This is a genomic window from Polaromonas sp., assembly GCF_016185115.1.
Classification (GTDB): domain Bacteria; phylum Pseudomonadota; class Gammaproteobacteria; order Burkholderiales; family Burkholderiaceae_C; genus Polaromonas.
In genome coordinates, this window is the sequence record NZ_JACPOF010000002.1 from 1 (window position 1) to 10,857 (window position 10,857).

Annotated in this window: 16 protein-coding genes and 1 tRNA gene; 15 read left to right on the forward strand and 2 right to left on the reverse strand. The window is 59.7% G+C overall.

The window, feature by feature from the left end; genetic code table 11:
• The 3 genes from HYX42_RS00645 to HYX42_RS00655 all read left to right on the forward strand — a co-directional run.
• Positions 1 to 347, forward strand: a 347-nt coding sequence (locus HYX42_RS00645) for a methyl-accepting chemotaxis protein (protein ID WP_293398682.1), incomplete at its 5' end; no start/stop codon positions are given.
• A gap of 165 nt (positions 348 to 512) precedes the next feature.
• Positions 513 to 1,463, forward strand: coding sequence for a tRNA lysidine(34) synthetase TilS (tilS, locus tag HYX42_RS00650; protein WP_293398683.1), 951 nt, complete (start codon positions 513 to 515; stop codon positions 1,461 to 1,463).
• Positions 1,464 to 1,804: 341 nt separating this feature from the next.
• A tRNA-Ser gene (locus tag HYX42_RS00655) sits at positions 1,805 to 1,897 on the forward strand.
• Here HYX42_RS00655 and HYX42_RS00660 read toward each other — a convergent pair.
• On the reverse strand, positions 1,865 to 2,098 hold the full coding sequence (locus HYX42_RS00660) for a hypothetical protein (protein ID WP_293398684.1): 234 nt from the start codon (positions 2,096 to 2,098) through the stop codon (positions 1,865 to 1,867). The genes HYX42_RS00655 and HYX42_RS00660 overlap by 33 nt on opposite strands.
• Positions 2,099 to 2,171: 73 nt before the next feature.
• Here HYX42_RS00660 and HYX42_RS00665 point away from each other — a divergent pair, with 73 nt between their 5' ends.
• The 11 genes from HYX42_RS00665 to HYX42_RS00715 all read left to right on the forward strand — a co-directional run bounded on the left by HYX42_RS00665 (position 2,172) and on the right by HYX42_RS00715 (position 9,138).
• Positions 2,172 to 2,330 (forward strand): hypothetical protein, encoded by a 159-nt coding sequence (locus tag HYX42_RS00665; RefSeq protein WP_158276465.1) that lies wholly within the window; start codon positions 2,172 to 2,174, stop codon positions 2,328 to 2,330.
• Between the two features lie 148 nt (positions 2,331 to 2,478).
• The gene (locus HYX42_RS00670; RefSeq protein WP_199227721.1) at positions 2,479 to 3,219 is read left to right on the forward strand and encodes a hypothetical protein; all 741 of its coding nucleotides are present in this window, start codon (positions 2,479 to 2,481) and stop codon (positions 3,217 to 3,219) included.
• Between the two features lie 253 nt (positions 3,220 to 3,472).
• Positions 3,473 to 4,696 (forward strand): replication initiation factor domain-containing protein, encoded by a 1,224-nt coding sequence (locus HYX42_RS00675; RefSeq protein WP_108498816.1) that lies wholly within the window; start codon positions 3,473 to 3,475, stop codon positions 4,694 to 4,696.
• Between the two features lie 22 nt (positions 4,697 to 4,718).
• Positions 4,719 to 5,039, forward strand: coding sequence for a hypothetical protein (locus HYX42_RS00680; protein WP_108498815.1), 321 nt, complete (start codon positions 4,719 to 4,721; stop codon positions 5,037 to 5,039).
• Between the two features lie 15 nt (positions 5,040 to 5,054).
• Entirely contained in the window at positions 5,055 to 5,273 is a 219-nt protein-coding gene (locus tag HYX42_RS00685) for a hypothetical protein (RefSeq protein ID WP_056060512.1), read from the forward strand.
• A complete protein-coding gene (locus HYX42_RS00690) occupies positions 5,266 to 5,406 on the forward strand; it encodes a hypothetical protein (RefSeq protein WP_158276464.1) in 141 nt (46 codons plus the stop codon). The genes HYX42_RS00685 and HYX42_RS00690 overlap by 8 nt, the downstream gene beginning before the upstream one ends.
• Entirely contained in the window at positions 5,403 to 5,618 is a 216-nt protein-coding gene (locus HYX42_RS00695) for a hypothetical protein (protein ID WP_293398685.1), read from the forward strand. Before HYX42_RS00690 ends, HYX42_RS00695 begins: the two co-directional genes overlap by 4 nt.
• A gap of 77 nt (positions 5,619 to 5,695) precedes the next feature.
• Positions 5,696 to 5,935, forward strand: coding sequence for a hypothetical protein (locus tag HYX42_RS00700; protein ID WP_108498813.1), 240 nt, complete (start codon positions 5,696 to 5,698; stop codon positions 5,933 to 5,935).
• A gap of 110 nt (positions 5,936 to 6,045) precedes the next feature.
• Entirely contained in the window at positions 6,046 to 7,416 is a 1,371-nt protein-coding gene (locus HYX42_RS00705) for a hypothetical protein (protein WP_293398686.1), read from the forward strand.
• A gap of 1 nt (position 7,417) precedes the next feature.
• Complete coding sequence (locus tag HYX42_RS00710) at positions 7,418 to 7,756, forward strand: DUF2523 family protein (protein ID WP_108498811.1); 339 nt, start codon at positions 7,418 to 7,420, stop codon at positions 7,754 to 7,756.
• Positions 7,753 to 9,138, forward strand: a complete 1,386-nt coding sequence (locus tag HYX42_RS00715) for a zonular occludens toxin domain-containing protein (protein WP_293398687.1) — start codon at positions 7,753 to 7,755, stop codon at positions 9,136 to 9,138. Before HYX42_RS00710 ends, HYX42_RS00715 begins: the two co-directional genes overlap by 4 nt.
• Positions 9,139 to 9,281: 143 nt before the next feature.
• Here the strand turns inward: HYX42_RS00715 and HYX42_RS00720 are convergent, their stop codons facing one another.
• A complete protein-coding gene (locus tag HYX42_RS00720; protein ID WP_108498809.1) occupies positions 9,282 to 9,644 on the reverse strand; it encodes a hypothetical protein in 363 nt (120 codons plus the stop codon).
• Between the two features lie 491 nt (positions 9,645 to 10,135).
• Between HYX42_RS00720 and HYX42_RS00725 the strand changes: the two genes are divergently transcribed.
• Positions 10,136 to 10,702 (forward strand): recombinase family protein, encoded by a 567-nt coding sequence (locus HYX42_RS00725; RefSeq protein WP_293398688.1) that lies wholly within the window; start codon positions 10,136 to 10,138, stop codon positions 10,700 to 10,702.
• Positions 10,703 to 10,857 lie beyond the last annotated feature (155 nt).

The following is a 10,857-nucleotide window of genomic DNA, read 5'->3' on the forward strand; positions in this document are numbered from 1 at the left end:
CCCTGATCAATACCTCGGTCGAGCAGGTGGAAAACGGCTCGCGGCTGGTACACGACGCGGGCACTACCATGACCGAGATCGTGACCTCGGTGCAGCGTGTGACGGACATCATGGCCGAGATCACGGCGTCCACCAATGAGCAAAGCACCAGCATCAACGAGGTCGGCCAGGCCGTGGCCCAACTCGACCAGATGACCCAGCAGAACGCAGCGCTGGTGGAGGAGAGCGCTGCTGCGGCACAGAGCCTCAAGGACCAGTCGGTGCGGCTGTCGGAGGTGGTGGGTACCTTCCGCCTGTCCACCGACCCTGCCCACGCTGCGCCACGGCTGTCCTCGCCGGGCGGTTAAGTTGCCAGGGGCGGGGCGGCGCCCCCCATGCACCTTACTGCCGGAGTGCGGGGCACCGTGATAATCGGCGCCCATGCGCCGCCATTTCTCCCTCGTTCTCTACGCCCTCCGGGCACGTCCGGCGGTTGCGACGGGTCCCGCTGCAGGGCCTGAAGGGCGGATGCGATGACGCAATCAATGGACGCCGCCCTGCGGGCCTTTGCGCCCGTGTTGCCGATGGCCGTGGCGTTGAGCGGGGGCGCAGACTCGACCGCGTTGCTGTTGGGCTGTGCACGCCGCTGGCCCGGGCAGGTGCTGGCCATCCATGTGCACCATGGGCTGCAGGCGGCCGCCGATGGGTTTGAGCAGCATTGCGTGGCCTTGTGTAGCAAGCTGGGCGTGCCCTTGCGTGTGCAGCGACTGGACGCGCGCCCCGCGTCCGGCCAGAGCCCCGAGGATGCCGCTCGGCAAGCCAGATACCAGGCTTTGACGGCAGTAGCGCTAGAGGATCATGCCTTGGGTGCTATTCAATCCATAGCAATTGCACAGCACGCCGACGATCAGGCCGAAACCCTGCTACGCGCCCTGTCGCGCGGAGCGGGAGTGGCCGGCCTGGCCGCCATGCCCGCCCAGTGGACGCGTGCTGGTCTGGTCTGGCACCGCCCCTTGTTGCAGGTGTCAGCGGCGGACGTACGCGATTGGTTGAAGGCACAAGGCCAGGCGTGGGTGGAAGACCCCACCAACTCCGATGAGCGCTTCACGCGCAACCGCATTCGGGCGCAACTGCTGCCTGCGCTGCATGCCGCATTCCCGTCCTTTCGCGATACCTTTGCACGGTCGGCCGCCAATGCAGCCCAGGCTGCCGAGCTGCTGCACGAGATGGCACAGCAGGACCTGTCCTTGGTGGGCGAGCCCCCCGGTATCAAGGCCCTGCAGGGGCTCACCCGCGCCCGCCAGGCCAACGTGGTGCGCCACTGGCTGCGCCATGCCCACCAAACCACCCCGGGAGCCGCGCAATTGGGCGAGCTGCTGGATCAGATCCAGGCCTGTACCACACGGGGTCACCACATCCGCATCAAGGTAGGAAGCGGCTTTGTCGTGCGGTCTGGTCTTACGCTGGAATGGCGGAGGCAGTAGCTCTCAGGTGTCTTTTTGCCCGCGTCACGGGGCGACACCCACAAACACGGGAGCAAACCGCCGCATCCGGCACGTTGCCAATCGCGAAGATTGCCAGCTCTATGAGCTCGGTGCGTCCAATAGAAAGCCCGAGTCCGTCCTTGCCCCCTGTCCAACAGGCTAAACACACAAGCCATCCGCGCTCGAATGGCCTCCATATGCGACATCAAAACCTAGGCGGCAATCGGCAAAAAAGTGAATCCAGCTATCAGCGCCCGGCGTGCGCGAGGACTTTGGACCAGACCACCTATGCTGCTGCAACCAGCGGAACAGCCTCTGAAATGAGGCATAATAGCTGGATTGGAAACGTGACCGAGTGGCCGAAGGTGCTCCCCTGCTAAGGGAGTATGGGGTGTAGAGCCTCATCGAGGGTTCGAATCCCTCCGTTTCCGCCAACCATCTGGAAAAGCTGCAAGCATGGCCTTAAAGCCATCTGCAGCTTTTTTTTCGTCTTCGCGTTCTGACTGTTCCAAGTCCTCGGCCATCGCGGCCATGAACGCATGTGCAGGGTCCTCTCCAAGGACTAGCTTTCGTTGGCTTCCAGCTATCGAAGTAGCATCATCGATTAATTTATTTAATTCAATATCGATATACATCTGACTACACTCCGGCTCGTTGATATGCAAATGACTACGATGTCATTTGGACAATTTTCACACAGGAGCCGCCATGACCGCCAGAACCCCAGTTCGCACACCTCCAGCCACCAAAGGCGCTGCACGCGCTGTGGCGTCTCCTGCAGCGCCTGCGCTGGGGGTGTGCACCCGCTCTTACGTCAAGGTCTCTTCCTCCGTGTTGCGCTGGTCGCGTATCGAGATCAAGGGGTAATCGCTATGAGCTTTCAAGCTATCGAGGCCTTGAACCTTGCCCATTTCGTTCTCGGCTGCGCAATGCTGTTTTTTGTCGCTGTCTTCGGTCTATTGGCCGTGGGGTCGTTTGCCTTGAGAGTGGCTCGGCCCACGACTGGAGCACAAGAATGAGCAAGGTGCTGATGCAATCCGGCGCGGGCATGCTGGACCTGTTCTCCAGCTCGGTGTTACAGCGACCTGGCGTATCAGTCCTTTTCGCCCGCTCCGATTCCTGTTACTTCGACCTGGTGGACGACGTGTGGGACGCCCAGCGCGATGCACGCGGCTACACAGGCGCCAATCCCGTTGTTTGCCATCCCCCATGCCGTGGCTGGGGTCGTCTGCGTCACTGGGCAAAACCTCGCCCCGATGAAAAAGCCCTGGCTCTGTTCGCCGTTGAACAGGTGCGCCGCTGTGGCGGTGTACTGGAACACCCATGGGGCAGCACCCTTTGGCATGCTGCAGAGCTTCCACACCCAGGCAAGGTGGATGCCTGGGGCGGGTGGACATTGCTTGTCGATCAGGGCTGGTGGGGCCACGCTGCACCCAAGCCGACATATCTCTATATCGTCGGCTGCAGCCGCGAAGAGTTGGGTGAGCTGCCCGTCCAGTTACACCGAGCTGAAGGCCGCACGCTGCACCTCTCTCCCGCAGATCGCGAGCGCACACCCCCAGCGTTCGCCCGCTTCCTTGTCGATGTAGCCGCCAAGTGCGCCGGCTTACTGTTACAGCCGCCGGCCGCAGCAGTTACAGCCAGCTGCGCGACGTCCACTGTTACAGCCGCCCAGGTCCGCAGTAACAGCGACCTGGCTGCGCCTGCCCGCGCTGCTTCCAAGCGTGCTGCTTTCAAGGCATGGGCTCAAGCATGACCAGCGCAGCCAATCGCTCCGCATGGCTGCAGATAGCCGCAGCCCTCGACAAGCACCCGCACCGCGATCTTTTCGATCACGCGCGCCGCGTCGCTGCGATTGAAGCGCAGCGCGCGGAGGGGCCCCGCGCCAGCGGGGGGGATGCCGCGCGCGAAGCGCAATCTTTTGCTATCAATTTTGGGGGGTGCGTAGCACCTCAGACAGCTTCGGTCCCCGATGGTAATCACGGGGACAACTTTCCAGGGGGCGCAGCATGACCCACCCCACATCGCTCGTTCTAGAGGGCAATGAGGTCAAGCTCCGTTTGCAAGCGGAGCGCGTCCAAACCGGCTCGCCCGTTCATGTCGATTGGCTCCGCTTCACCGTCAATCTGCGTTTCGCTCCCATCCCCACGGTCGAGCATCTTTTCCCGCCCGCCCAGTCTTCGGAGTTCGATTTGCGCTCAGAGCATCAACTGAGCGAAGACGACCGCCGCCGCGCCAAGCTCTGCCACCTGCTGCGCGATATTCCAGACCCTGACTTTGCCGCCAGCACACAAGCGCTTGAGCTTGCCAACAACGTGTGCGAAATCCTCGGTGAAGGCTTCACCGTGGACCCCGAAATGAAGAAGGGGCACGACTTCTACCGCCACCGCTGGAGCATCCTGCGCGCAGGCAATGAATGCGGCTGGGTCGGCTTCCTCGCCTCCGGCGAAAGCCCACGGCAGCGCGCCCAGTCAAAGACCATTCATTGCAACCTGTACGGCGTCGCCTGCACGTTTGCTGCCCCAGGCTGGGCACCACGCATGGCCGATTACATGGACGAACATCGCGCCCTGGTCACGCGCTGCGATCTGGCCCTGGACTTCTTCGATGGCATCAGCGGTGGTATGGACCGCGTTGCCAGCGACTACGACGCCGGAGCTATGGACCACTACGGCCACCGGCCCGAACACAACTGCGTGGGCGCATGGCGCGCTGGTGGTGTGGGTCGCTCCTTCTACTTCGGCAGCAAGGCCGCAGGCAAGCAAACCAACGTCTATGACAAGGGCGTGCAGCTCTACGGCAAACAGGACGCCACCGGCTGGCAGCGGATTGAGTTGCGCTATGGAAACCAAAAGCGCCTGCTCCCTACCGACATTCTTCGCAGGCCCGCTGACTTCTTCGCAGGTGCCAGTGATTGGCATGCCCTGATGCTGGCTGAACACGGTGCTATTGCATCGCCAGAGCCCATCAAAACAGAGCCGCGCCTGCCGCTCGAAACGCTCATGGCTGAGTGCACGCGCAACGCCCGTTGGTTCTTCTCCACTGCAGGCAAATCAGCCGCGCTCGCGTTCCTCTACATGGACCGCGAAACCCTCATGCAATTCATCGAGAACTGCGCAGAGATGCCCGGTCGGCTGTCCAAGTTCAAGCGCTCCGAAGTCGAGCGCATCTATCAGCAGATGTTCAAAAAAATCTCGGGCTCCGGTGCTGGCCACGCCGCGTACGCCCACTAACCCAGGCCACGAAAGACCAACCATGAAAATGACCAGCAAAGCCGTGCTGCACGGCCTCAAGCAATCCAAGGGCGACTATGAGGGCCGCGCCTTCGACTCCACCACCTTTCACCTGTCGGTGGACATTGCGCAGTCCTCCAGCGGTGAAAGCATCGGCGTAGTCACTCGCCCGTTCAAGCTGGGCGACTCTACTGAGTTCCAGAAGTGGGCACACCTCAAGAATTCGTGGCCCCTCGGTGGCGTGATGTGCGAGTGCGAATTCGACATCGTGGCCGGTGCCGACAACAGCACAAAGCTCACGCTGCTGGCTATCAAACCCGCAGCCCAGGCCAAGGCCGCGTAAGGCCAAAGGCAAGCCATGCGCAACGTGATCCAGTCCCGCACAACAGGCGCTTTCCTCGCGCCGTCTTTCGAGGACGGCCAGCCGGAGTGGGTCATGTTGCTCTGCGAAGCCGCCATCGTGGAAGACCTCGAAACCTGTGTGCAACTCATCGAAGACCACACCGAGCCTTTCCACCGACCCCAAGTCATCGACCTCGATGACCTCTACAAAAAGCAGGAGCCCACCCATGGATGAAATCGAACTGGAGTGCCCCAAGTGCGGCGCCCTTATTGGCTACGACCATGTTCAAGAAGTCGAGGGCGATGACAACGCCTGCGGCTGTCCTGAATGCGGCGAATCCTCCCCCACAGATGAGTGGTTTGCGTGATGCGCTTCCTCGTCTGCTACTCCGAGGTCAACCCTTGCCCCGAAGCCTCCACCGCGTGGGTTTCCATGTCCGATCTGATGGACCTCGCCCAGCTTGGCATTGACCCCCCAACGGTGCTTTACGTCATCTCTTGGGGCTTCGCCTTCGTGCTGGGCTCCTTCCTTTTGGGCTGGGGTGCATCCCTCGCCATCGGCCTGATCAAAAAGCTCTAGCAGTCGCCAGCGTCAAGCCCTCGCGGCTTCGCGGTGTCGATTTCCGGCATCACTTCATCAACTCAAAGGAAACTCAAATGCAAACGTTCAAGCAAATCAAGAAGTACGGCTCCCGCGCACTGGTGGCCGTGAGTGCTGGAGCCTTCGGCACCGCCGCCATGGCCCAGACCGCAACCAATCCCATCAATCAGATGCTCGAAGCTATCGGCCTCGATGGTGTCACTGCCTCGATCATCGCCGTGTGCCTGATCATCGTCGGCATCGCCCTCGCAATGAAGGGTCCCGATGTTGCCAAGCGTGTGATCCGCAAGGTCTAAGGCGGTCCCATGCTGATCGGCGCTCATGTCGTCCTGTTCTGGGGCCTTATGGCCATCTTGGGCGGCATGGGCGCCGTCTGCTTTGTGCTTGGATTCAGGAGCAATTGACGATGATTAAAAAACTGCTCACTGTCGCCGCTGCAGCCTTATTTTGTGTATCTGCTAACGCTGGGTACGCGCAGTTAAAACCTCCTCCAGGCTGGAGCCCTGGCGGATATGCTCCAGCAGCAAATGACGCCAGCTTTGGCCGCATCATCTTTAGTCCGAACGGCCCTACAGCTACTGTCGGAGGTCAGGCCGTCAAGATGCCAGCTGCCTATCGTCTTGCTGCCAATGCACCTCGAATTGCTGCAGCAGCCATTTTTGCAAACCCTTACGTTCGCGTCGGGGCTGCAATTGCTACTTGGCTCGGTGTCGCAAAAGTTGCCTACGACATTGGCAGTGGTTCTTGGATCAGTACCGCCCCTAACCCAGAGACCTCTTGTAATCTTTCTGGTGGTGACCAATCCGCGTACGAGTCCTGGCTTGGCTCGCTAGGCGGTAACGGTGCTTATGACGTTGCTCATCGTGTCACTCCCTGGAAGAAGATCGTCAACGATAAGTGCCAGTTTGGCGCTACACAGCTCGCGCGCCAATGGGATGGAAGTGATCGCTCTACAGATCAGGTTTTTGTCCAAAAGCCAATGTCTGATCATTCAGGTCCTGCTCGTCCTTTGACAAAGGAGGAGTTTGAGCGAATTCTTGCCCCTGATATTTCCACCCCTGGATCTCCTCAGATGCCAGAGAACGTACCTCAGGAACTGCCACAGCCAACCCCTCTGCCTATTGAGCAGCCTTCGCCCTGGATCAACCCTGACCCCGGCGCAAATCCCCAGCATCGTCCTCGATTCGTTCCAACTGGTGACCCTCAGCCAAACCCCAACTACGACCCCAACGCCCCCATTAGCCCAGAAAATCAGCCCTGGTATCAGCCCGGCGTGCGAATCGTTCCTAGCCCCACTGTCAGCGAGCCTTGGCGTGTGGACTATCAACCTGTCGCACGTCCACAGCCCACCAAAGACCCCGCTACGCAGCCTGAAAACGAACCAGGCACAAAGCCAGAAGACCAGACCGAGCAGCCCGATCTTTGCGAGAAGAACCCAGGCATCGTCGCGTGTGAAAACGGTGAAATCAACGATGTTGGTTTGCCTCCTATTCCAATGCTCTATGAGCGCAAATACCCCGAAGGGCTTACAGGCATCTGGAACCAAAAGAGTCAGCAGATCAAGCAGTCCAGCACCTTCACACTCGCTGAGCGGCTTATGCCCACGACTCTCACTGCAGGTGCCTGCCCTTCCTGGGTGATTCCATTGAACTTCGCTTCATGGGCAAGCTACGGTGAATACAACGTGGCCCCCCCTTGCTGGATATGGGACGTTGCAAAAACCATCATCATCATTTCAGCGCTGATGCTGGCCCGCTCTCTGATCTTCGGCGGCTGACATGCTGGCTAAGTTCTTCAATCTCATCATCGCCAAGATTTCGGCGGTCCTCACGTGGATAGGGAACCTCTACAAGGCCGTTATGACGGCTGGCTGGGACTTCATCCGGGATGCTGCCTGCTGGCCTTTCGAGCAGCTCATGGATATCGTCGTGTCTGCTATCCAGGCCATCGACATGACCGGTCTAGCCTCCCAGGTCGGTGCCTGGGGATCGCTGCCCGCTGAGCTGTTGAACATCCTCGGCCTCCTTGGAATCGGCACTGCTTCGGCCATCATCGTTGCAGCTATTGGCGTACGGCTCGTACTGCAGTTGATTCCCTTCGTAAGGCTCGGATCATGATCAACGGCCTTGAAGGAATCCCAGGCTCTGGCAAGAGCTATGAGGCTGTCGTCTACCACGTTCTGCCCATGTTGCAGCAGGGGCGCAAGGTCATCACAAACCTGCCGCTGATCGTGGAAATGTTTGCGGCCATCGATCCCGGCTATACCCACCTCATCGAGCTACGCCGTAGGCCAAAGCCAGTGATGGGCAAGTGGGACGCCGACGCCATGGACGATGATGGAAACGGCAACGCTTTCATGTTGTTTGAAGACCCGTCAACGCACCATAAGCCCACGGAGTCGGTTTCTGTCTTTGGGCACGTTTGGGACTACTACAGCACGTGGAAGCACCCTGAAACTGGGCAAGGCCCAGTGTTCATCATCGATGAATGCCACCTTGCATTGCCCACTGTCGGCACCTCAAAAGAGGTTGTCGAGTTCTTCAAGCTCCACCGGCATTTCAACTGCGACATCTTGTTGATGACGCAGAGCTTTAGGGACATCAATCAGCCCATCGCTCGCCTTATGGCAATGCTGGTGCGCTGCCGTAAAGCGGACATTCTCGGCAAGAAGGATTGCTACATCCGCAAGGTGCATGCGGGCTATCGCGGCGCAGTCATCAGCGTTGAGGAGCGTCCCTACAAGAAGCAGTATTTCCCGCTTTATAAGAGCCACACCCAAGGGAACAGCGTTGCCGAATCAGGCGCCCAGGACGTGGCCCCGCTGAGCGTCAAGCTGCGCCGCTTCACATGGGGGTTTTGGATATTCACGGCCATCGTCATAGCCTGGATGTTCTGGCCCAAGTCGGACCCAAAGAGCAAGGTGCAAAAGACCTCCGATATGCAGTGGACCAAAGACCTCAAGGCCGTTCCACCGGGTGGCACCTTGCGCTCACCAGATCAGCCCGCCCAGGTCATCAAAACCGCCACCGAGGCTCAGGCGCCATCACCTGCACAAGCTGCCTCCAGCGCTGATCCTGACGCAACGCCAGAGCCCTATGCGAGCAAGGGAATCCACCTTACTGGCCGCATCACCATGGGCTCTCAAACGGTGTACACCTTCGCCGTTTCTAACTCGGGCCAACGCATCAGCACGATCGACAGCAGAGACTTAAAGGCAATGGGCTACACGTGGCAACCGCTCACGGATTGCGCCGGCACTTTGCGGTGGAAGGGCAAGGCCCAGGCCATTACCTGTGACTCTCCCATGCTGGCCCAGGGCGCCCAGGATAGGCCGGTTGTGGTGGAGGTTCAATCAGGCCGCTCTAGCGCTTCGGGCGCCGGAATTGAACGGGGTTATAGACCGTCGAGCGCCAGTCCTTCTGTTTCCCCTTCGGCAGTATCCGAAGCTGCTGCATATTTGCCCGGCGTCGTGAACCCAAGAGCCGAGCAGACCCCGTAAAGAGTGCTACCGCCAGGATCACCATTCCAGCCGACGTCAACCACGGATGCATTGCGGCCCATTGGACCGCCAACGTTACAAAGTCCATACCGGCACTTTACCGGATGACCAAATGTCGTCTAAACGGATCTGGCCATGACAATTCACGCGCTGATCGCGATAGGGCAGCGGGCCAGTGGGCGCATCGCCAGCATGCGGTCGATGTGCCCGCCGAAGCCCTTGCGCTTCACCGGCTCAGAGAACACCAGCGCCACCTGCGCAGCCTTCACCAGCTTGCCCAGGTCGCGCACCTTCTTCGCCAGCTCACGCGCCCAGCTCGGCGTGGTCTTGCGCACTGGATAGGCCAGCCGGCCCGCAGCCTTGAAAGCCGCGCCACGCTCGGCCCTGATCGCCCGCAGCAGCCGCGTCGTGGGCCGCGACGTGGCCCACACCAGCAAGCGCCCGAACTGCAAAGGCATCTGCAGCGCCAGAGCTTCAGGAAATTTGCGGTAGTTGCTTGCGATCATGGTGTTCCCCTTCAGGTGTACCGGGCCCCTAGATTCCGAGCCGGACAACTGTTGTCTGTTGCCCGTGCAAGCTGGCCTTGCTTGCACCGTTCCCCTGAGTTCTTCGCCGTGCCATTAGCGGTGCCGGGATTGGGTTGCGGAGGGGGGAGGGTTTGTAAAGCGCAGCTTTATGGATTCCCCCCGCAGCAACCCAAAGAGCCGCAGGCGCGGTCCTGGCTTAGCGTTGGCCGAAGAGGCGAAGAAATCTGGGGAATGGTGCTGGGCGCTACCTCTCACGGGCAACGGACGCCGCGCGGCGAGCGCCTAAAGCTGCGAAGCAAGCTCAAATTGATGGATGTTCAACTGTCGCCGGAAGATCTCAATTGGCGACATTTGGACATCGCACACCGCACTGACACCTGACTTAAAACTTACGCGGCCTGGGGGTGGTAATTCGGGCTTTTACCAGTTGGTGAAATTGCCTAGATTGCCTCTCAAAAGGAGGGCAACTAATGGCATTTGTGGGCTACGCCAGAGTTTCAACGCAGGAACAGGACACAGCTTTGCAGCTCGATGCGCTCGCTAAAGCTGGCTGCGAAATCATCTATCAGGAAAAGGCTAGCGGTGCATCTCGTCGCGGTCGTCACGAGCTGGCGAGGTGCCTTGCCTCACTGCAAAAGGGTGATGTTCTGGTTGTTTACAAAATCGACCGAATTGCAAGGAGCTTGTTTGATCTGCTCGCAATGCTGCGCCAGCTTGAGGCGGTCGGCGCGACCATTAAAAGTGTTACGGAGCCCTTGGACACGACAAACAGTATGGGTGTCTTTGTCGTTCAGATTCTCGGTGCAGTCGCCCAGCTTGAGCGCTCAATGATTCGGGAAAGGTCGATTGCGGGCCAGATTGCCGCTCGTGCGCGTGGGAGGTTGCCTGGGAGACTTCGCGCATTGTCTCCATCTGATGAGGCGGCAGTGGTTGTCGAATATCAGGCTGGTGGAATTACTCAGCGTGGCCTAGCAACTAAATACGGTGTTTCTCCTTCGGTGGTGAAGCGTGCCCTGTATCGCGTCAAGGGCAATTAGTAGCGCCGAAAACATCCGTTTCCGCCAACCATCTGGAAAAGCTGCAAGCATGGCCTTAAAGCCATCTGCAGCTTTTTTTTCGTCTTCGCGTTCTGACTGTTCCAAGTCCTCGGCCATCGCGGCCATGAACGCATGTGCAGGGTCCTCTCCAAGGA